At 69.7% G+C, this 21,120-nt stretch carries 21 protein-coding genes; 8 read left to right on the top strand and 13 right to left on the bottom strand.

The features are described 5' to 3' along the window. Position 1 precedes the first annotated feature (1 nt). A complete protein-coding gene (locus E8D38_RS11110) occupies positions 2-2,296 on the bottom strand; it encodes a hypothetical protein (RefSeq protein ID WP_140629443.1) in 2,295 nt (764 codons plus the stop codon). Positions 2,297-2,756: 460 nt separating this feature from the next. Between E8D38_RS11110 and E8D38_RS11105 the strand changes: the two genes are divergently transcribed. From E8D38_RS11105 to E8D38_RS11075, 7 genes are all read left to right on the top strand, one after another. Next, positions 2,757-3,758, top strand: a complete 1,002-nt coding sequence (locus tag E8D38_RS11105) for an FmdB family transcriptional regulator (RefSeq protein WP_140629440.1) — start codon at positions 2,757-2,759, stop codon at positions 3,756-3,758. A 194-nt stretch (positions 3,759-3,952) separates the two neighbouring features. Beyond that, positions 3,953-4,675 (top strand): hypothetical protein, encoded by a 723-nt coding sequence (locus E8D38_RS11100; RefSeq protein WP_140629437.1) that lies wholly within the window; start codon positions 3,953-3,955, stop codon positions 4,673-4,675. A 95-nt stretch (positions 4,676-4,770) separates the two neighbouring features. Next, positions 4,771-5,589 (top strand): AraC family transcriptional regulator, encoded by an 819-nt coding sequence (locus E8D38_RS11095; RefSeq protein WP_140629432.1) that lies wholly within the window; start codon positions 4,771-4,773, stop codon positions 5,587-5,589. 34 nt (positions 5,590-5,623) lie between these two features. Next, positions 5,624-6,145 (top strand): VOC family protein, encoded by a 522-nt coding sequence (locus E8D38_RS11090; protein WP_246099437.1) that lies wholly within the window; start codon positions 5,624-5,626, stop codon positions 6,143-6,145. 148 nt (positions 6,146-6,293) lie between these two features. Continuing rightward, positions 6,294-8,147 carry an FAD-dependent oxidoreductase gene (locus E8D38_RS11085; protein WP_140629423.1) on the top strand — a complete coding sequence of 618 codons (1,854 nt, stop codon included), beginning with the start codon at positions 6,294-6,296 and terminating at the stop codon, positions 8,145-8,147. A gap of 17 nt (positions 8,148-8,164) precedes the next feature. Continuing rightward, a complete protein-coding gene (locus E8D38_RS11080; protein WP_140629419.1) occupies positions 8,165-10,015 on the top strand; it encodes a 2-oxoacid:acceptor oxidoreductase subunit alpha in 1,851 nt (616 codons plus the stop codon). Beyond that, on the top strand, positions 10,012-11,067 hold the full coding sequence (locus E8D38_RS11075; RefSeq protein ID WP_140629416.1) for a 2-oxoacid:ferredoxin oxidoreductase subunit beta: 1,056 nt from the start codon (positions 10,012-10,014) through the stop codon (positions 11,065-11,067). The genes E8D38_RS11080 and E8D38_RS11075 overlap by 4 nt, the downstream gene beginning before the upstream one ends. A gap of 1 nt (position 11,068) precedes the next feature. Here E8D38_RS11075 and E8D38_RS11070 read toward each other — a convergent pair whose 3' ends face one another. The 7 genes from E8D38_RS11070 to E8D38_RS11045 form a co-directional block, all read right to left on the bottom strand. Then, a complete protein-coding gene (locus E8D38_RS11070) occupies positions 11,069-11,338 on the bottom strand; it encodes a DUF2277 domain-containing protein (RefSeq protein WP_140629413.1) in 270 nt (89 codons plus the stop codon). A gap of 25 nt (positions 11,339-11,363) precedes the next feature. Then, entirely contained in the window at positions 11,364-12,254 is an 891-nt protein-coding gene (locus E8D38_RS11065; RefSeq protein ID WP_140629407.1) for a bile acid:sodium symporter family protein, read from the bottom strand. A gap of 82 nt (positions 12,255-12,336) precedes the next feature. Further along, on the bottom strand, positions 12,337-12,474 hold the full coding sequence (locus E8D38_RS28275) for a hypothetical protein (protein ID WP_181179055.1): 138 nt from the start codon (positions 12,472-12,474) through the stop codon (positions 12,337-12,339). A gap of 134 nt (positions 12,475-12,608) precedes the next feature. Further along, positions 12,609-12,848 carry a hypothetical protein gene (locus tag E8D38_RS11060; RefSeq protein ID WP_140629400.1) on the bottom strand — a complete coding sequence of 80 codons (240 nt, stop codon included), beginning with the start codon at positions 12,846-12,848 and terminating at the stop codon, positions 12,609-12,611. Between the two features lie 49 nt (positions 12,849-12,897). Beyond that, positions 12,898-13,314: a hypothetical protein gene (locus E8D38_RS11055; protein ID WP_140629393.1), complete on the bottom strand. Its 417-nt coding sequence runs from the start codon at positions 13,312-13,314 to the stop codon at positions 12,898-12,900. A gap of 175 nt (positions 13,315-13,489) precedes the next feature. Next, positions 13,490-14,788 carry an RNA polymerase sigma factor gene (locus E8D38_RS11050; RefSeq protein WP_246099436.1) on the bottom strand — a complete coding sequence of 433 codons (1,299 nt, stop codon included), beginning with the start codon at positions 14,786-14,788 and terminating at the stop codon, positions 13,490-13,492. A gap of 3 nt (positions 14,789-14,791) precedes the next feature. Beyond that, positions 14,792-15,208: a YciI family protein gene (locus E8D38_RS11045; protein ID WP_140629387.1), complete on the bottom strand. Its 417-nt coding sequence runs from the start codon at positions 15,206-15,208 to the stop codon at positions 14,792-14,794. 244 nt (positions 15,209-15,452) lie between these two features. On the opposite strand from E8D38_RS11045, the gene E8D38_RS11040 reads away from it, so the two are divergent. Continuing rightward, complete coding sequence (locus E8D38_RS11040) at positions 15,453-15,770, top strand: hypothetical protein (protein WP_140629380.1); 318 nt, start codon at positions 15,453-15,455, stop codon at positions 15,768-15,770. Positions 15,771-15,835: 65 nt separating this feature from the next. Here the strand turns inward: E8D38_RS11040 and E8D38_RS11035 are convergent, their stop codons facing one another. The 5 genes from E8D38_RS11035 to E8D38_RS11015 form a co-directional block, all read right to left on the bottom strand. Beyond that, positions 15,836-16,582, bottom strand: coding sequence for a hypothetical protein (locus E8D38_RS11035; RefSeq protein WP_140629373.1), 747 nt, complete (start codon positions 16,580-16,582; stop codon positions 15,836-15,838). A gap of 76 nt (positions 16,583-16,658) precedes the next feature. Next, a complete protein-coding gene (locus E8D38_RS11030; protein ID WP_140629366.1) occupies positions 16,659-17,432 on the bottom strand; it encodes a DUF4397 domain-containing protein in 774 nt (257 codons plus the stop codon). A 185-nt stretch (positions 17,433-17,617) separates the two neighbouring features. Continuing rightward, complete coding sequence (locus E8D38_RS11025) at positions 17,618-17,998, bottom strand: thioredoxin family protein (protein WP_140629361.1); 381 nt, start codon at positions 17,996-17,998, stop codon at positions 17,618-17,620. 106 nt (positions 17,999-18,104) lie between these two features. Next, complete coding sequence (gene ssb / locus E8D38_RS11020) at positions 18,105-18,617, bottom strand: single-stranded DNA-binding protein (RefSeq protein WP_140629352.1); 513 nt, start codon at positions 18,615-18,617, stop codon at positions 18,105-18,107. 59 nt (positions 18,618-18,676) lie between these two features. After that, entirely contained in the window at positions 18,677-20,968 is a 2,292-nt protein-coding gene (locus tag E8D38_RS11015) for a PAS domain S-box protein (protein ID WP_140629343.1), read from the bottom strand. Positions 20,969-21,120 lie beyond the last annotated feature (152 nt).

The raw sequence follows: 21,120 nt of genomic DNA, 5'->3' as shown, positions 1-21,120 counted from the left end.
TTCACGCGTCCGAGTCGCTGTCCGTGTCGTGGCCGAACGTCAGGCGTCCGTTCCGAGCCAGCGTGATGGAGGTGCCGACACCGGCGCGCGCCTGCCGGTCGATGTCGGCATCGCTCACCGTCCCCGCGCGCGACGCCTTCGACATCCAGAACGGCCCCCGGTGTTCGTCCGGGCCTGCGCCGATCTCGTCGGCACAGGTGCCGCAGGGCCGCATCGTCCCCGCCAGCTGGGTGCGGTCCAACGACCGTCCGAAGTTGTCGCCCAGGTACCGTGCAATCCGCCGCTCGGCATGCAGGTCCACCGCCGAATGGCCCCTGCGCGGCACCCGGATGCGGCCTTCCGCGAGCGCCGCGAGGATCTCCTCGGCGTTCTGCGTGGGGTGCGGGTCAGCCGCGGGGTCGAGCCGCGTCAGGAGCTTGGCACTGTGGCGTTCTGCCCGCTGCGTGTTGTCCACGGGTCGCGGCGCCTGGTCGGCCAGCATGTGGCCCAGGCCGCCGCTCTTGATGAACCGGTCGATCTCGGCATTGGCCTGCAGGACATTCGCCGAGACGACGACCGACCGGCTCGGCGCGTCGTAGTAGCACTGGACCTCCATGGCGCGGGGGAACCGCGCCTTCAGCATCGTGCTGAGCCAGCGCAACGGCTGGCGCTGGCGATCGATCTCGTAGCTGCGAGGTTCGCGCACCAGCGACGGGTTCTGCGAATAGATGGCTTGCTTCCGATCTCTGGTTCCCGGGCCCGGGTCCATCGTGTTCCGGTCGACCAGCAGTACACGATCATGTGCAAATCCGGCAGCCTCCAGGACAAGCCGCTTCAGCGGCGGTTCATCCTGCGGCTGATGGGGGGCCGTTGCGGCGGAATCCAGCCTTTCGGCAAGCCTGGCCACCAGCTTGCCTATGGCCTGGGACGTGACGGGGTTGACGTCACGCAGCATCTGCTCGATGTCGGGTCGATCGCGCAACGCGCCCCGGTCGTCCATCAGCGCACGGATCACGCGCTTCGAAGCGCCCACGGACTGCGTCGCGGCCAGCATCGACATCGTGGGGTCCTGGCGCAGGAGTTCTGCCACCGCCACGATCTTGTTCACCGTCGATTCGGCCCGCTGCACGAACTCCTGTGCCGACAAAAGCACTGCCGCCGACGTTCCAGCCTCGGTGGACGGTCCTGCCAGGCCAGCCGTGGCCGTGGGATGCTGCAACGGCATCGGAAGCTGGTTGGCCTGGTCGGCGCGGCCCATGCGGTGCAGCGCCTGGCGGATCGCTTCGAAATGCTCCGAGTAGTCGCGCAACCGGGCAATCCTCGGAACGTCGGCGCCGTGCGGCCCGATGAAGAGGGCGAGCGTCTCTTTCGACAAACCGACGTCCAGCGCGACGCCCCCACGCGACCGCTGCGGGTTGTCGGCAATCAGCGCAAATGCGCGGGCGACGGTGGCCGCCGAGATGTGCTGCCGGGCTCCTGACTGGTCGGGTAGGGCATCAGCCTCCTTGGCGTGTCCCAGCGCGCGAAGCAGGCGGCGGATTTCGCCGCTTTCCTGCTCATACCCTGGGAGGGCGGCCACGCTCGCCGGCGGTTTCTTCAGCGCACCCGTGGCCGCGACGACCCAGTTCGCCAACGACCCCTTGCTGGTTCCGGCCCCCTGGTACAGCGGCTGCTTCAAGGAGGGGTCGTCGAGGCGACCTTCGGCTGTTGCCTCCTGGCGCGCATGGATCTGGCGCAAGGCCCCGACCAGGTTGGAGGCCTGGAAGACCCCTCTCTGGGCGGTGGGTTCCGGAAGATGCTCGTCGTCACCCAGGATGCCGAGCTGCTTCGCAAGCGGTTCAATGCGGCTGCGCCATTGCGGGTAATCCGGTTCCTTGGAGAGGCGACCCGCCAGATTGTCCCGTTGCCACCCCACAGGGCTCACCCATCGCTTCATCACGGAACCATGCACGTTCTTGCCTTGCGCGATGCGATCGCGCAAGGCATCGAAGACCTGATGGCACAGCGACACCTGCGAACTCTGCCCCGCGGCGGCCCCTTCCGTGCGTGAGCGCTTGACGCCTCGCGAAGCCTCGAGCTTCACGATTTCGCCAGGCTGCTTCAGCGCCTCCAGGGACTTCCGTATCGACGCAGCGTTGGCGGCGAAGTCCGGAAAGGCTGCAATCACCTCGGGCTTGCGGCATTCACCACCGGGGCCGATGTAGCTCGACAGGTAGCTCGTGCTGTGCAGTTGCAGGGCCGACTCGATGTCACGCAACGGACGCAAGGGGTCCTCGGCCAGCATGGCAAGGGCTCGCGCTATCAGCGCGGCATTCATCTTTCGAGCCGATGTCTGCACGGGGAGAGCAGTGGCGGCCTGGCTGCCGCTGGCTTCCGGGCTGGCCGGTTCGATGGCCCGGCCTGGAAGCGGCAGGCTCGACCGTGGCCGCATGGCGCTGCTGCTTGTTGCGGCAGAGTCGTCGCCGGCGCGCGGCCTCAGGCTCGCTGCGGCTCCGCCTGACATCGAAGGCAGCTGCCCGGCACCGGCGCCAGCAGGCGCCGCGCCCGGCGAAGATGCCTCGCCGCGCCGGACCGAACCACTGCTGCTCGGGCTGTCGACACCTTTGACCATCGCCGCAGTATCGAAGTGTCGATGCCGGCATCGAGCAGGCGCCCGAAGGCCCGATTGTCGGAGCGAAACCCGGCGCTTCGCACGCGCTGCCGCCACTTCGCCCGGCCGCCGGGCGCCAGGCATGGCACCGGCACATTGAAGGCTCCGCAAACCAGCCGAGCCCGACATGTCGATCCCGTCCATCTCCCCGCTCGACGAAGTCCGCCAGACTTCACCGCTGCAGCAGTGGGCCGCCATGCTGCAGGAAGTGCCTGCGCCCACCACGCCCCAGACGCCGCGGCTGCAGCCGGGCAACGGCGACATCATGAGCCAGCTGGGCGGGCTGTTCGAGGCGCTGATGCCGCTGCTGCAACAGCTCGTCATGAACCTGCAGCAGCAACAGCAACCGCTGCTGAACAGCCTGGCGGGTGCAGCGCCGGGGGCAGGAGCGTCACCGCTGGGTGGCGCATCGCCGTTCGGCGGGCAGCCGTCCATGCCGACGAGCATGCCTCCCCCGCCGCCAATGCCGGCGCCTCCAGCTTCACCGCCGGCATACATGCCGTCGGCCGCGTCGCCAGTGGCTGCACCCGCGTCGCCTTTGCCGTTGTCCACGCCGCCCGCCACGAGCGTGGCGGAAGCCGCCAGCCGCACACGGCCGACGTTCGTGCCCGTGCTGCGCGGTGACGAACAGCAGAAGGATTCGCAGATCCGCACGCAGGCCGACTTCGGCCGCGCCGCCGACCAGGTGGCACGCGAATACGGACTCGACCCCAACCAGTTCCGCGCGCAACTGCAAGCCGAATCCAGCGCCTTCACGCAGGACTTCCGCAAGTCCATGCAGGCGGAGGGCGACCTCGGGCGCGCCAGCGAGAACAACACCTCCATCGGCCTGGGCCAGATCTCGCGCAAGTTCCTCGACGGGCGCGAGTGGTCCGACGGCGGCCCCGGCAATTCGCGCGTGGGCTCGCAGGTCGTGACCACCGAGCAATACATGAACAGCCCCACCGTGCAGCTGCGCATGGCGGCCTCCAACCTCGCCCAGCGCGTGGCCGACCACGGCGGCCTGGAGCAGGGGCTCGCGTACTACGTCTCGGGCAACCCGGACCCCGGCAACGAGCATGCGTCGAAGTACCTGGACAACATCGATCGCGCGATGAACGACCCGGCCGTGGTGGGCGTGGGGCGCTGAGCGGTACGGCCACGGGGCTCCTGGAGTCGCGCCCGCGGAGCGGCGTGCGCCACGTCCGCACGCCGCAACATCGTGTTGCAGCCCCGGCGTCGGCCAGGGGTAAGCTGCGCCGCACACAGGTGCGCGCGCACTCCCGGGCGCCTGTGCATACCGCTTCGCGCCACCGCAGCGCCACACACTAGAGGCCCAGGCCCATGTCCGCTTCGTTCAAACCCGTCGCCTTCGATCCCTATGGCCGCCGCCGCACGCGTGTGCGCGTGCCGCGCTGGCTGATGCTGCTGCTGCTCGGCGTGGGGGTGGGAGCCGGCAGCGTGATCTACGTGCAGGAAGAACACCTGCCTCCCCGGCTCACCGCCTCGGCGTCGGCCGAGCTGCGCGCCGCCTTCCAGGAAGCCGACGGCGAGCGCCAGCGCCTGCGCGCCGAGCTGGCCGACACCTCGAAGAAGCTGCAGGCCGCGCTGGCCGAAGGCGAAAGGGCCGCCGGCGAGGCTTCGGCCAGCCGCGCCACCGTCGAACAGCTGCGTGCCGACATCGCCGAGCTGGTGGAGGTGCTGCCGCCCGACCCGCGCGGCGGGGCGATCGAGGTGCGCGCCGCCAGGTTCGCCGCGCGCGACGGCGGCCTCGCCTACGACGTGGTGCTCTCGCGCGGCACCCGCGGCGGCGCCAAGCCAATGGCGGTGACGATGCAGCTGGTGGTGTCGGGCGAGGCCAGCCGCAACGGCAGCGTGGGCGGCAGCGGCACCTCGACCGGCAGCGTGGTGAACCCGGAGCCGATCGCCATCACCGTGGGCACGCACGAAAGCCTGCGCGGCCACGTGCAGCTGCCGGCCGGCTTCGTGCCCCGCCAGGCCACCATCCGCCTGCTCGACAAGCCCGGCGGCCGGCAGCTCGGCATGCGGGTGCTGCAGGTGAAGTGAAGGCGCCTTCGCGCCGGGTCACTGCCTCGTGTCCCTCCGGTTGTGCCGCGGAGTATCACCTCGGCTAGGCTTCGGCTTCGCACGTGGACAGCCCGATGGACAACACCGCCGACCACTGCCAGGCGCCAGGCCGGCTCCTGCTGCAGCGCCCGCAGCCGGCGCTGGCACGTTTCGTCGACCACTACTGGCTGTGCCTCGACAACGGCGACAGCACACACCCGGTGCTGCCCGACGGCTGCATCGACCTCGTGCTGGAGTTCGGCCCGGGCGGCTGGCGCGGCTTCGGCTACGGCTGCACGACGCAACCGACGCTGGTGCCGTGTGTGCCGGGCCGTCACTACCTCGGCATCCGCCTGAGACCGGCGCAGCACCAGCACTTCCTGCAGGCCAGCGCCGCCGAGCTCACCGACCGTTGCGAAGACGCGCGCCATCTGCTGCCGCCTGGGCTGCTGGGGCCGTTGGCCGACCAGGCGGCTGCAGCTGCGGCCGCGTTACCCGCCGACGCGTTCGCCGCTGTCGAGCGCGGCCTGCACGCACTGCTGGCACACCACCCCGCGCCACCCGGCCCGGTCGAACAGATGGTGCGCCACATCGAGGCAGCGCACGGCGCGCTGCGCATCGACACGCTGGCGCAGCAGCTGGGCCGCAGCCCGCGGCAGCTGCAGCGGCTGTTCCTCGAACAGGTCGGCATCCCGGCCAAGTTCTTCGCCTGCATCGTGCGCCTGCACCGTGCCCGGTCCCTGCTGGCCTCGGGCGCGCATGCCGACCTGGCCGACGTGGCGGCGCAGGCGGGCTATGCCGACCAGAGCCACATGACGCGCGAGTTCTCGCGGCTGGCCGGCTGCTCGCCCGCCGGGCAGTCGGCGCGTGTCGTATTTCTTCAAGACACGAAGGCGCCCGCCTTCGCACACTGAACGCCTGCACTTCCACCCCGAAGGAGAGCGTTCCATGCCCCATGCCCGATGGCTCGCGGCGGCGCTGACTGCCGCGCCGCTGCTTTTGCTGATGTCGCACATCGACCCGGCCCGCGCCGCCGGCGACAAGAAGGAGATCGCCAAGATGCAGCTGCTGTCGTCCTATCCGGTCGTCGTGACCGACAAGCTGGCCGAGTGCCGCGACTTCTACGTCCAGCGGCTGGGCTTCCAGGTCGAGTTCGAAGCCACCTGGTTCGTCTACCTGGCCTCCGGCTCGGGCGCGGTGGCCTTCATGACGCCCGACCACCCGTCGCGCCCGCCCGGCCCCGAACGCTTCGGCGGCCAGGGCCTGCTGCTCACGCTGCAGGTGGCCGATGCAGCCGCAGAGTTCGAGCGCCTGCGCAAGGCCGGTGCGAAGTTCGCCCACCCGCTGCACGACGAGCCCTGGGGCCAGCGGCGCTTCGGGCTTGTGGACCCTTCGGGCATGTGGGTGGACGTGGTGCAGCAGACCGAGCCGGCCGCCGGCTTCTGGGACCGCTACATGCCCGCGCGCTGAGCGGCCATCGTGCACCGCAGCAGGCGGTGCACGCCTCTTCCCTGCGGCCTGCGCGGCCGCTTCCTCGCGCAAACCCTCGCACACCCGGCAGCGACACACTCCTAGCATTGCGCCAGCCAGCCAAAAGCTGGCGGAAGGAGTCGTCGCATTGAAAGCCACCGACATCCGACAGCCCGACTACTTCCACAAGGTGGTCGACTGCCAATGGGCCTGCCCGGCGCACACGCCGGTGCCCGAATACATCCGCCTCATTGCGGCGGGCCGCTACACCGACGCCTACATGGTCAACTGGGCGTCGAACGTGTTCCCCGGCATCCTGGGCCGCACCTGCGATCGCCCGTGCGAGCCGGCCTGCCGGCGCGGCCGCGTCGAGGAGGCGCAGGCCGCGCGACCCGAGCCGGTGGCGATCTGCCGCCTGAAGCGGGTGGCCGCCGACTTCAAGGACGACAGCGTGCACGAGCGGCTGCCGCGGCCGGCGGCGCTGAAGAACGGCAAGCGCATCGCCTGCGTCGGCGCCGGCCCGGCATCGCTCACCGTGGCGCGCGACCTCGCGCCGCTGGGCTACCACGTGACGGTGTTCGACGGCGACACCCAGGCCGGCGGCATGATCCGCTCGCAGATCCCGCGCTTCCGCCTGCCCGAGGAGGTGATCGACGAGGAGACCGGCTACGTGATGCAGCTGGGCGTCGAGTTCCGCGGCGGCACCCGCATCGAGTCGATGCAGCAGCTGCTGGCCGACAACTGGGACGCGGTGTTCGTCGGCTCCGGCGCCCCACGCGGGCGCGACCTGTCGATCCCCGGCCGCGCGGAAGCGTCGGCCTCCATCCACATCGGCATCGACTGGCTGGCCTCGGTGTCGTTCGGCCACACCACCCGCATTGGCAAGCGGGTGATCGTGCTGGGCGGCGGCAACACCGCGATGGACTGCTGCCGCACCGCGCGGCGCCTGGGCGGCGAGGAGGTGAAGGTGATCGTGCGTTCACCCTTCGACGAGATGAAGGCCTCGCCGTGGGAAAAGGAAGACGCGCAACACGAAGGCATCCCGATCCTCGACTGCCGCGTGCCGCGGGCCTTCCTGCACCGCGACGGCCAGCTGGTCGGCATGAGCTTCGAACGGGTGCGTGCGGTGCGCGACGACAAGGGCCGCCGCCAGCTCGTGCCCACCGGCGAGCCGGACGAGGTGCACGAATGCGACGAGGTGCTGGTCGCGGTGGGCCAGGAGAACGCCTTCCCCTGGATCGAGCGCAGCGCCGGCATCGCCTTCAACGAACACGGCATGCCGGTGCTCGACCCTGCGACGCTGCAGTCTTCGCTGCCGCACGTGTTCTTCGGCGGCGATGCGGCGCTCGGCCCGAAGAACATCATCTGGGCGGTGGCCCAGGGCCATGAGGCCGCCATCTCGATCGACCGGTTCCTGCAGGGCGAAGACGTGAACGAGCGGCCGCCGCCGATGCTGAACCTGGTGTCGCAGAAGATGGGCATCCACGAATGGAGCTACGACAACCAGGTGATGCCGGATGCGCGTCACAAGGTGCCATGGACCGACGCGAACAAGTCGCTGCGCAGCATCAAGGTCGAGGTGGAGCTCGGCTTCGACGCGGCCACCGCCTGGAAGGAGGCGCAGCGCTGCCTCAACTGCGACGTGCAGACGGTGTTTTCGGCCGGCCAGTGCATCGAGTGCGACGCCTGCGTGGACATCTGTCCGACCGACTGCATCACCTTCACCGCCAACGGCGAGGAAGCCGAGCTGCGCACGCGGCTGCGCGCGCCGGCGCGGCATGCCGACCAGTCGCTGTACGTCTCGGCGCCGCTCCGGACGGCGCGGGTCATGGTGAAGGACGAGGACGTGTGCCTGCACTGCGGGCTGTGCGCCGAGCGCTGCCCGACCGGCGCCTGGGACATGCAGAAGATGCTGCTCGACCTGCCGCAGGCCGGCCGCGCCTGCAGGGCCCACGCCCACCTGCGTAGCGCCGTCGGCGCTTCCCCTCAGGGGGCGACGTGAAGCGGAGCCATTGATACATGCAAACCAAGCCCCGCATCGAAGCCGTCAACGACTTCGTCGTCAAGTTCGCCAACGTCAACGGCTCGGGATCGGCGTCGGCCAACGAGCTGTTCGCCAGGAGCCTGCTGCGCATGGGCGTGCCGGTGAGCCCGCGCAACATCTTCCCGAGCAACATCCAGGGCCTGCCCACCTGGTACGAGGTGCGGGTGTGCGAAGCCGGCTGGCTGGGCCGGCGCGGCGGATGCGACCTGATGGTGGCGATGAATCCGCAGACCTGGGACCGCGACGTGGCCGAGATCGAGCCGGGCGGCTACCTGCTGTACGACTCGTCCAAGGCGCTGCCGCAGACGCGGTTCCGCGACGACATCCACCTGCTGGGCGTGCCGCTCACCGAGCTGTGCGCCACCCGCTACACCGACCCGCGCGAGCGGCAGCTGCTCAAGAACATCGTCTACGTCGGCGTGCTGGCCGCGGTGCTGGGCATCGAGCCGGAGGTGATCGCCACCCTGCTGGGCGAGCAGTACAAGGGCAAGGCGAAGCTGATCGAGCCCAACCTGGACGCCTTCATGATCGGGCTGCACCACGGCAAGGAGTATTTCGACGACGCGATCGGGCTGCGGGTGGAGCGGCGCGACGCGGTGGGCCAGCGCATCTTCGTCGAAGGCAATGCCGCGGCGGCGCTGGGCTGCGTGTACGGCGGCGCCACCGTGTGCGCCTGGTACCCGATCACGCCGAGCTCGTCGCTGGCCGAGGCCTTCGAGAAGTACTGCCGCAAGCTGCGGGTGGACAAGACGACGGCCCGGAACAAGTTCGCCATCGTGCAGGCCGAAGACGAGATCGCCTCCATCGGCATCGTCACCGGCGCGGGCTGGAACGGCGCCCGCGCGTTCACCGCGACGTCCGGCCCCGGCGTGTCGCTCATGACCGAGTTCATCGGCCTGGCCTATTTCGCCGAGATCCCGGTCACCGTCATCAACGTGCAGCGCGGCGGCCCGTCCACCGGCATGCCCACCCGAACGCAGCAGGCCGACGTGCTGGCCTGCGCCTACGCGTCGCACGGCGACACCAAGCATGTGCTGCTGTTCCCCGAGGACCCGAAGGAATGCTTCGAGTTCGCGGCCGCGGCACTCGACCTCGCCGACCGGCTGCAGACGCCGGTCTTCCTGATGACCGACCTCGACATCGGCATGAACCACCGCCTGTGCGAGCCGCTGCAATGGGACGACGCCCGCCGCTACGACCGCGGCAAGGTCATGACGGCCGAGGAGCTGGAGGCGGGGCGCGACTTCGGCCGCTACCTGGACGTGGACGGCGACGGCATCCCGTACCGCACCTACCCCGGCACCCATGCGAAACGCGGCGCGTACTTCACCCGCGGCACCACCCGCGATGCCTATGCGCGCTATTCGGAAGCCGGGCCCGACTACGTCTACAACGTCGAGCGGCTGCTGAAGAAGTTCGAGACCGCGAAGACGCTGGTGCCGCAGCCGGTGTTGCGGCAGGCCGCCAGGCCGACGCGGCTGGGCGTCATCTACTACGGCTCCACCAGCCCGGCGATGGCCGAGGCCTTCGAGGCGCTGCGCGGGCAGGGCATCCATGTGGACCTGCTGCGCCTGCGCGCCTTCCCCTTTCCCGACGCGGTGGACGACTTCATCGCCGCGCACGAGACGGTGTTCGTGATCGAGCAGAACCGCGACGCGCAGCTGCGCACGCTGCTGGTGACCGAGCAGGAGCTCGACCCGGCCCGGCTGGTGCCGGTGCTGCACTTCGACGGCACGCCGATCACCGCCCGCTTCATCGCGGCCGCCATCGCCGGCCACCTGCAGCGCCACAACGTCGAGCCCATCAGCAAAGGAAGGGCCGCATGACCTACCTCGCCAAGCCTGTTCTCCACCACCCGACGCTGCGCCGGAACAGCCTGGGCTACACCCGCCGAGACTACGAGGGGAAGATCAGCACCCTGTGCGCCGGCTGCGGGCACGACTCGATCTCGGCGGCGCTGATCCAGGCCTGCTGGGAACTCGACATCGAGCCGCACCGCGTCGCCAAGCTGTCGGGCATCGGCTGCTCTTCCAAGACGCCGGACTACTTCCTCGGCAACTCGCACGGCTTCAACACCGTGCACGGCCGCATGCCCAGCGTGCTGACCGGCGCCAACCTCGCCAACCGCGAGCTGCTGTACCTGGGTGTCTCGGGCGACGGCGACTCGGCCTCCATCGGCCTCGGGCAGTTCGCGCATGCGATGCGGCGCGGCGTGAACATGACCTACATCGTCGAGAACAACGGCGTGTACGGCCTCACCAAGGGCCAGTTCTCGGCCACCGCCGATGCCGGCAGCAAGAGCAAGAAGGGTGTGGTCAACACCGACGCGCCGATCGACCTGGTGTCACTGGCGCTGCAGCTGGGCGCGAGCTACGTGGCCCGCAGCTTCTCGGGCGACAAGGAGCAGCTGGTACCGCTCATCAAGGGCGCCCTGCGGCACAAGGGCGCGGCGCTGCTCGACGTCATCAGCCCCTGCGTGGCCTTCAACAACCACGCCGGCAGCACCAAGAGCTACGACCATGTGCGAGCCCACAACGAAGCGGTGAACCGCCTGGACTTCATGCCTTCGCGCGATGCCATCACCGCGAGCTACGCGCCCGGCGAGGTGATCGAGGTGACGCAGCACGACGGCAGCCTGTTGCGGCTGCGCAAGCTTCACCGGGGCTACGACCCGGGCGACCGGCTCGCGGCGATGAACCACATCGCCGAGCACACCGCGAACGGCGAGATCGTCACCGGGCTGCTCTACGTGGACGGGGCCGCCGAGGACCTGCATACCCACCTGAAGACGGTGGACACGCCGCTCAACCGGCTCGGCGAGGCCGAGCTGTGCCCGGGCAGCGCGGTGCTCGCGGCGATCAATGCGGAGCTGGCCTGAGCTACGCGCCGAACCGCGCGGCCGATCGAGCCCGCGCCTTCTGCGCCTCCACTTCGCGATTGCGCGGCTCGGCGGTCGTCACGAGCGAAGCGATCAGCACCCGGGCGGCGGCGGCCACGTCCTCGACGGCGCGGTTGAACGCCGCCTCGTTGGCCTTCGAAGGCATGTTGAAGCCGCTCAGCTTGCGCACGAACTGCAGCGAGGCATCGCGGATCTCCAGCTCGGTGGCCGGCGGCTCGAAGTTGAACAGGGTCTTGATGTTGCGGCACATGGTGTGAGGCTCGATCGAGGCCGGGTCAGGCCGGGGTGGTTTCTGCCGCGGCCCGCGCCGCCCGCGCACGCCGGGTGAGCCACCAGGCGAACACGCCGGCGGTGACGAACATGATGAGGCTGTAGATCGCAGGCGGCACGGCCATGGTGCTGCTGCCCAGCACGTTGAGCGCGATGAAGATCGCCAGCGTGCCGTTGTGGATGCCGATCTCCATCGCGATGGCCACGGCCTGCCGCTCGGGCAGGCGGGCGGCAAGCGGGACGCCGTAGCCCACCGCCATCGACAGCAGGTTGAACACCAGGCAGGCGCCGCCCACCACGGCGAAGTAGGCGGTGAGCGTCTTCCATTCCTGCACCACGGCGGCCACCACCAGCACGGCCAGCAGCAGCACCGAGAACAGGCGGATCGGCCTTTCCATGAGCGCGGCGAAACCCGGCCAGCGCTGGCGCAGGAACATGCCGACGGCCACCGGGCCGAGGATGATGACGCCCACCTCCACCACCTTGCGCACCGGCGGCGGCACGTACTGGTCGCTCGCCATGAAGTGCTGCAGCGCGAGGCTCACGATGAAGGGCAGCACCACGAGCGACAGCAGCGAGTTGATGGCGGTGAGCGTGATGTTGAGCGCCACGTCGCCGCGCGCGAGGTGGCTGTAGATGTTGGCGGTGGCGCCGCCCGGCGAGGCGGCGAGCAGCATCAGGCCCACCGCAAGCTCGGGCGGCAGGCCGAACAGCCAGGCCACGCCGAAGGCGACGCCGGTAAGCAGCAGCATCTGCACCAGCAGGCCGATGACCACCGCCTTGGGATAGCGCACCACCCGCGTGAAGTCGGCCGGCGTGAGCGACAGGCCCAGCCCCAGCATGATGGCGCCCAGCGCCAGCGGCAGGAAGACGTTGGTGAGGAGGGATCCGCTCATGCAGGCGCCGGTCGCGAGTCAGGGTGCCGAATCGTCGCTGCGAACGGCAGCGAGGGCAAGCGCGCCGGAACCCGGCGCCTGCTCAGAGCAGGCGAACGAGGGCGAAGCCGGCGATGGCTGCAGAGACGACCGACAGCGCGGTCTTGACGCCGCGGTTGCCGGCGAAGGCCGAGATGCCGCTGCACACGAGGATGGCGGCAAACAGGTAGATGGATTTCATGGCGCGCGATGCTAGCGGCACCGCTGTGAGGCGCACGCGACCGTGGAGGCCGCGTCACACCCTGCCGTGCATTCGTTCACGGCATCGCGCACCACCCGCGACGCGGCCCCGCGTGCAGGCCGGCCGCGCGGGCGTCACATCTTCAGGAGGGCCTTGGCTTCGCCGAGCGCTTTCATCGACTCGGCATGCTTGCCGGCCTTGTGATGCGCTTCGCCGTCGGCGCGCAGCTGCTTGACCTTGGCGGCATCGGCGTCGCTGAGCTTGGGGTTGCTGGCGAGCTTGGCGTCGATCGCCTTCATCTCGTTGGGGCAGTTGTGCGCGAACGCAGCTGCCGTGGCGCATAGGAGCGCTGCACCGAGCCAGAGTCGTTTCATCGCCGTCTCCTCGTGCAAAAGGAGATTCACTCTAGCGAGGCGACGATCCTCACGCAATGGGCAGCGCACCGGAGTGCGCAGGCTTGTGCGGCGCAGCCGTTCCGGCCGGCGCCTCCTGCAGCGCCGCGGCCAGCGGCACCTGGTCAGGCGCAACCGCCGGAGCGGCCCTGAGGCGCGGCGCGCTGAACTCGAGCCGCGACAGCAGCGCGTCCAGCAGCCACACCACCGCCGAGAACGCGCCGATCGCGAGCACCGCCATGGCCACCAGCAGCACGCCATGCTCCCAGGGGCTGGTGAAGCCGACGAAACCGATGGCTGCAGCGACGGCCAGCAGCCCCGCATGCAAGCGGCCGCGCGGGCCGGCGAAGGAGGTCAGCGCCAAGGGATAGCTCATCAGGAACAGCAAGGCCAGGAGGTATTGAACCAACCCCATGGTCTGCAAGCTGTTGTTGACTTCGCTGATCACGGCACCTCCGACTGCTTGTGCAACTGGTACGGAGAATGCGCCCCCCTCGGGCTTTTCTCAAGCCCGTCCGGCAGGCCGCGCCGGCGGGCATGACTCAAGTCACGTCGTGGGGTTGCGATGCGGCCACAGCCCCTGTCAAAGGCGGTGGCTTTTCACACGTGCGGCCGCCCGGGGGCTACTGCAGTGCGGCGCCGCCGCGCGAGCAGGCAGCGGCACGCGCGAGCAGCAGTTCACGCTCGCGCAGGTTGCGGGTGAGCCCGGCTGCGCGCTTGAACTCCTGGCCGGCCTCGTCATAGCGGCCGAGCTTGAACAGCAGGTCGCCGCGCACGCTGGGCAGGAGGTGGTAGTTCTTGAGCGACGGCTCGTCGCGCAGCCGGTCCACCACCGCGAGCGCATCGGCCGGGCCGAAGGCCATGCCCAGCGCCACCGCGCGGTTGAGCTCGATCACCGGCGAGGGCGTCAGCTGGGCCAGCGCGTCGTACAACGCGGCGATGCGCACCCAGTCGGTCTCTTCGGCGGTGCGCGCGCGCGCATGGCAGGCCGCGATGGCGGCCTGCAGCGCATAGGGCCCGTAGGCGCCGCCCAGCGCTTCGGCGCGTTCCAGCGCCGCCAGGCCGCGCCGGATCAGCAGCTGGTCCCAGCGTGCGCGGTTCTGCTCGAGCAGCAGCACCGGCTCGCCGCCCGGGCCGGTGCGCGCCGCCGAGCGCGAGGCCTGGATCTCCATCAGCGCCACCAGGCCTTGCACCTCCGGCTCGCCGGGCATCAGCTCGGCCACGATGCGGCCCAGCCGCAGCGCGTCATCGCACAGCGCCGGACGCATCCAGTGGTCGCCCGCGGTGGCCGAATAACCCTCGTTGAAGATGAGATAGATGACGGCGAGCACCGAGGCCAGCCGCTCGGCCAGCTCTTCCTTGCGCGGCACCTCGAACGGCACCCGTGCTTCCGACAGCGTGCGCTTGGCGCGCACGATGCGCTGCGCGATGGTCGACTCGGGCACCAGGAAGGCCCGCGCGATCTCGTCGGTGGTGAGGCCGCCGAGCAGGCGCAGCGTGAGCGCCACCCGCGCCTCGGTGGACAGCACCGGGTGGCATGAGGTGAACACCAGGCGCAGCAGGTCGTCGCCGATGTCGTCGTCGAGGCTGTCGCTGAAGTCGGGCGTCACCGCGTTCCCCAGCGCTTCGATCTCGTAGCCGATCTCCTCGTGCTTGGCATCGGCCAGCTTGTGGTGGCGCAGGTGGTCGATGGCGCGGCGCTTGGCGGTGGTCATGAGCCAGGCTCCGGGGTTGTCGGGCACGCCCTTGCTGGGCCACTGCTCCAGCGCGGTGACCAGCGCGTCCTGCGCCAGCTCTTCGGCCACGCCCACGTCGCGCACCATGCGCGCCACCGACGCAATGATCTTGGCCGACTCGATGCGCCAGACCGCGTCGATCGCACGATGGGTACCGTCAGGAGGGGTTGTCGTCTGTGCCGCCACGGTTCACCGGCGCCGGTTCTGCATGTCGGCAAAACCTTCGGCGACCTGCTGTACGTCCTGGGGATAGTCCGCCATCTCCTGCACCTGGCGCACCTCGATCACCTCGTTGTCGGCCCCCGGGCAGCGCCGGGCCCACTCGATGGCTTCCTCACGCGATCTCACGTCGATCATCCAGTAGCCTCCCAATACTTCCTTCGCTTCGGCAAACGGCCCGTCGGTGACCCGCGGCCTGCCGCCCTCGAACGATACCCGTGCGCCCATCGACGGCGGATGCAGCCCGTCGCAGGCAATCAGCACGCCGGCGCGCTGGAGCGCTTCGTTGTACTTCATCATCGCCGCGACCGCCTGGGGATCTTCCGGGACGGTGCCCGGTGCGGCGCTTTCGTAGCCCTTGGGGATCATCAGCATCATGAATCGCATCGTGTGCTCCTGTGAGTGGTGTTCGTTCGGATCATTTGCACGACGAACGGCGCGGGCGGGAATCGACACCGCTTCGGACGTCCGGCCTCGGTGATTACCCTGCGTCGCCCACCGGCGACAGCCGCAGCCGGCGGGCACAAGCGTTGCCGACTCCTCAGGCCAGGCGTCGGGCTCGCTGCCACGCCCGGGCAGTTGTGGCTCTGCACAGAGCAAGTCCTTTTCACACCGCTACAGGAGACCCCTCATGAGCAAGTACACCACCGGCCTAGGCGTCGCGATCGTTTCGTTGGCCGCCGCCATCGGCATCGCGTATGCACAGACCAGTACCACGCAGCCGTCGGGCGGCACGACCGACCCGGCTGCACAGCAGCCCCAGGGCGGCAGCACCACCGCACCATCGGCGGGCTCCACCACGGACTCGACGGCCACGTCGCCCAGCACGACCGACAGCAGCACGATGCAAGGCAGCGGCACGACCACGGCACCGAGCGCCACGACGGACCCGTCCACCAGCTCCAGCGCCACGGGCACGGCGCGCGCTCCGCGCAGCGACCGCAACTGACACTGCCCGCGCATGGAAAGGCCGGCCCGAGGGCCGGCCTTTTTACTGCACGGATGAGGCGCCGGTCAGCGCGCGCTGGCGGTCTGCACCGCGGCGGGCTTGCGCAGGGCGACGTCGTAGGAGCGGAACACCGAACGCACCGGCCGCGTCTCGGGCAGCACGTAGACGATGCCGCGCTGGCGGAAGGACGGGCTCACCACGTCGTCGAAGAACCGCACCGGCACGTTGATGCAGCCGTAGGAGATGCGGTTGTCGTCGGGGGTGGGCGAGGCGAGCCGCTCGAGGCGGCGCTCTTCGGGCTTGTTGGCGCGCACCCGGTGCATCGAGACGGCCGCGTCGTAGTCGACCCACACGATGTCTTCGCCCTGCAGGTTGCGGCCCGGCTCGGCCACGAAACGACCGGCCGGCGTGGTGCGCTCGTGCGGGCGGATCTCGGACATCTTGCGCTCGCCGATGCCCGGCACCGTGTGGTCGCCCGGCGCCGTGCCCAGCAGCACGGGTGACGCCCCGCGCAGCTGCGCGTTGGCATCGAACACGTAGACCTTGGCGTTGACCTTGTCCAGGATGGCGAACGGCAGCGCCTGGTTGTCGCGCGAATCGGCCACCCAGTCGGCGATGTGGCGCACGTCGCCCGGCGGGCGCTCGGCACCGAAGGCCGCAAGCCGCTTGCCGGACTGTGCCGCGACCGGGGCCTGCGGCCGGTCCAGCGGGCCGCAGCCGGCCAGCACCACGGCCCCGGCAGCCGCGGCGCACAGCGCCAGCGTCCTGCGGCGGCCCGTGTGAATGGCGGTGGTCTCCTCGAGTTTCTTCATGCAGCCTCCGTGACGAGGGGCGGCCACGCAGCGGCGCCGCCCCAGGCCATGGCAGGCAATCCGAATGCCCGACGCCTTACTGCGACACGAGCTCCAGGGTCGTCTGCGCCGAATCGTCGGACTTGGCCACCAGCACCCGGATGTCGTTCGGCGTCACGGCACCGATGCCGCCCGAAGGGATGGTGAGCAGCAGCCAGTCGGCGTTGTCCTCGAGGTTGACGCTCGCCACGTTGAAGATCACCGTCTTCGTGCCGGCAGTGGTGACGCGCAACTGGTACACGCCGCCTTCGAGCTCGACCGAGTCGTTGCCGGAAGCCGGGCTGGCGGTCTTGAAGCCGACGGCGCTCATGGTCGGGCCGACGGTGTTGATGTCGACCTGCGGTTGCGTGAGGTAGATGTCGACGTTCTGTGCGTTGAACGACGCATTGACCACGCGAACCCGGGCCTTGTCGCTCACCAGGCCCTTGTTGTAGGGGTCGTCGATCAGCAGCGCATCGGCAGCCGTCTGGCCGGGCAGCGCGATCAGGGTGTACTTGTTGCCGTGGTGGGCGTCGAAATTGGTCGTGCTCAAGGTGACGTCGCCGGTCTCGAGCTTGACCTTCCAGTCGGCCGCGCCGTTGTCGACGTCGAAGTACTTCGACGCGAACTTGTAGCCCACGTTGGTGGCGTCGGCCTGCTTGACGTCGTTGCGGTAGAGCGAGACGTTGGGACCGGCGGGTATGGCGTGCACGAACCGGACCTTCGGATCGGCGATGTCGAGCCGGTCGTCAGCATCGTCGTCGTTGCCTCCGCAGGCTGAAACCAGCGAGGCCGAAGCCAGCAGCAGGGCAAGCAGTCTGAACAACTTCATGGTGGCACCTAACGGAAGTGAAGGGGTGCCTCACCGTAAGGCGCGCGTGCCTGCGAAGCTGTCGGGACGGTGCGCGTCGCGCTGTCGGCTTGCGCCGACGCGCGCTCAACAACTGCTGCTGCGCGATTGCCGATGCAACCAGCGGTGAACCATGCTGCACGGGCGCACGGCAGTTGCCGCTCGTTTCATTCAGGCCCTCGGGAGAGGGCCTCGACGCTGGCGGCCAGCGCCCACGCATCGATCTGGTCGCGGCTCAAGGCGGGCAGCTCGCCGGCCTCCTGCGCAGCCTCCACCAGCCGCGACACGGTGGCGCCGTGCGGCAGCACCGTGCCGTAGAAGCAGGGCGCGCCGTCGCGCACGATCAGCAAGGTGGGAAAGCTCTCGATGTCCAGCGCCGCGTCACCCAGCGCGTCGCTTTCGTCCTCGATGTCGACCCAGGCGAACCGCGCCTGCGGATGCTCGCGCGCCGACTGCTCGAACACCGCACGGTAGGCCTCGCAGGTGGTGCACCAGCCCGCACACAGGCAGGTCACGAGCAGACGGGGAGCGGATGCAGCAACGTTCATGGCCGCGAGTGTGCGTCATGGCACCCAGGCGGCCAACAAAAAGGCCAAGGGCGTGCCCTTGGCCTTTTTTGTTTTCGCGCGGCCGCTGGCGCTACGGGGGTGGGAGTCAGAAGGGGATGTCGTCATCCATGTCGTCGAAGCCGGTGGACGACTTCTGCTGGGGGGCCGGGCGTTGCGGCGCCTGGCGCTGTGCCGGGCGCTCGCTGCGGCCGCCGCCGCCTTCGTCGCCACCGCCGCGGCTGTAGCCGCCGCCACCGCCTTCGCTGTCGCCGCCGCCGTAGCCTTCACGGCCGCCGAGCATCTGCATCTGGTCGGCAATGATCTCGGTGGTGTAGTTGTCCTTGCCTTCCTTGTCTTGCCACTTGCGGGTCTTCAGGCGGCCTTCGACGTACACCGAACGGCCCTTCTTGAGGTATTCGCCCGCGATTTCGGCCAGCTTGTCGTAGAAGACCACGCGGTGCCACTCGGTTTCTTCCTGGCGTTCGCCGCTGTCGCGGTTCTTCCAGTTGCGGGTGGTGGCGATCGAGACGTTGCAGATGGCCGAGCCGCTGGGTGCGTAGCGCACTTCGGGATCGCGGCCCAGGTTTCCGATGAGGATGACTTTGTTGATCGAGGCCATGATCCGGGCTCCATTGAACGAGGGGGGATTATGCCAAGGGGGCTCGCGGCACCCAGTCCCTAGGAGCCCGCGCGCAACAGGCCCTCGATGCGCTCGCCCAGCGAGGCGAGGTCGAGCGGCTTGGTCCAGTAGTCGTCGAAGCCGGCCTCGCGGGCGCGTGCCAGCTCCTCGGGCATGGCATCGGCAGACACCGCCACGCAGGGCGGGCGGCTGCTGTTCATCACGCTGTCGAGCTGGCGCAGCACTTCGTAGCCGCTGATGCCCGGCAGGTTGATGTCCAGCAGCACCAGGTCGGGCCGCAGCGTCGCCAGCCGGGCCAGCGCCTGCTCGCCGTCGGTGGCCACCTCCAGCCGGTACTGCGGGCCGAGCAGGTTGAGCGCGTGCTTGAGCAGCAGCACGTTGGTGGGGTTGTCCTCCACATAGAAGAGCAGCCTGCGCGGCGCAACGGTGGCCGCCGGCGCGGCAGGGGCGCCCGGCGTCAGCGGCAGGGCGAGCGGCGGCGGCGCCAGCGGCAGGCTCAGGCGGAACTGGGTGCCCATGCCTGGGGTGGAACTCACGTCGATCTGGCCGCCCATCGCTTCCATCAGCCGGCGGGTGATCGACAGGCCCAGCCCCGTGCCGCCGATGGTGGTGGCCTCGGCTCCCAGCCGGTTGAAGGGCTGGAACAGCTGCGCCAGCTCGTGCGGCTTGAGGCCCTGGCCTGTATCGCGCACCCGCAGGCAGCCCAGGTTGCCTTCCTGCTTCCAGCTCACCCGCACGCTGCCCTGCAGCCGGTTGTACTTGACGGCGTTGGACAGCAGGTTCACCAGCACCTGGCGCAGCCGGGTGCGGTCGGCCAGCACGCTCATCCCTGTGTCCGCCGGCGGCAGCAGCTGCAGGCCGATGCCGCGCTCGTCGGCCATCGTGCGCACCAGCGCCGCCGCGTCTTCGACCACGTCGCCCAGGATCACCGCCTCGGGCACGAGCCGCATGGCGCCGGCCTCGATCGACGCGAGGTCGAGCATGTCGTTGACGATCTGCAGCAGGTGTTCGCCGGCACGCTTGAGGTGGCCGATCTGTTCGCGCTGCGCAGCCGACAGCGACGAGACGTCGAGCGCCAGCAGCTGCGCAAAGCCCAGCACGCCGTTGAGCGGCGTGCGCAGCTCATGGCTCACCCGCGAGAGGAACTCGCTCTTCGCGCGGTTGGCCCGTTCGGCCGCCTCCTTTTCCATGCGCGCCTGCTCCGAGCGCCGGAGATCGGTGATGTCGATCACGGTGCCGATGAGCTTGGCCCGGCCCGCGGCCTCGAAGCGCCGCGACACCGACCGCAGGTGGCGCAGCTCGCCGTTGCCCAGCACGATGCGGTACTCGATCTCGTAGACGTTCTGCGTGCCGTCGCGCAGGCTCTGCAAGGTGGCAACCACCCGCGCCCGGTCCTCGGGGTGCAGCCGCTGCTCCCACCGCGTGGCGCCGGCGGGCGCCGATTCCGGCTCGATGTCGTAGAGGCGGAACATGTGCTGGTTCCAGGTCAGGTCGCCGTCGGGCAGGGCGCGCTCCCACACGCCGATGCCCGAGGCATCGGTGGCCAGGCGCAGGCGCTCGGCCAGCTCGGCGATCTGCTCGCGGGCCTGGTGGCGCTCGGTGACGTCCTGGAAGGTGCCGGCGATGCGCACCACACGGCCGCCGCGCAGCTCGGCATTGCCGATGGCCCGCGCCCAGCGCCGCTGGCCCCGCGCGGTGATGAACTCGACCTCCAGGTCATACGGCTCGCCGTCGGCCAGCGCCCGATCGACGGCCGCGCGGATGAGCGGCTGCGAGGCCGGCGTGTAGAAGGAGAACGCATATTCGGCGTCGACCGGCGTGCCGGCGTCCACCTCGTGGATGGCATAGGTGTGGTTGCTCCAGCGCAGCTCATGGGTGGTCGCGTCGAGGTCCCACGCGCCCACGTGCGCGATCTCCGCCGCCTCGTTGAGCAGCCGCTCGCTGCTGCGGAAGGAGCTCTGCGCGCGCTTCCATTCGGTGATGTCGTCCTGCAGGCCCACCCAGTGGGTGACGGCGCCGCCGGCATCGCGCAGCGGCAGCAGTTCGAGCTCGATCCAGTAGACGCTGCCGTCGCGCCGGTAGTGGGCGAGCTCCAGGCCGTGCACCGGCTGGATGGCGCGGTGGGCTTCGTCGAGCCGTGCCATCGCCAGCGGATCGGTTTGCGGGCCGTTCAGGAAGCTGCTGGGCCGGCGGCCGCGCACTTCGGCGAGGGTGTAGCCGGTGGTGCGCTCGAAGGCCGAGTTGACCCACTCGATGTGGCCCGACGGGTCGGTCACGACGATGAGGTGGGAGCAGCCGCGCAGGAACGCAGCCAGGATCGAGTCGTCCATCGGCCCCAATGAACACCATCGCGGTCTTGTGCCCCGCTGTTGGACTCCCCTGTTGCGGATTCTGCGGCGGAGCGCACGCCGTGCGGGTAGGACTTCTCCGAAGCGGCGGGCGGAGCCGGCCGCTCGCGTAGGATCGCGTCTCGCCGCCGACT

This window comes from Methylibium rhizosphaerae (genome assembly GCF_006386545.1).
Taxonomy (GTDB): Bacteria; Pseudomonadota; Gammaproteobacteria; order Burkholderiales; family Burkholderiaceae_C; genus Pseudorivibacter; species Pseudorivibacter rhizosphaerae.
The sequence above is the reverse complement of the archived record's forward strand: the minus strand, read 5'-3'. Positions and strand labels throughout refer to the sequence as shown.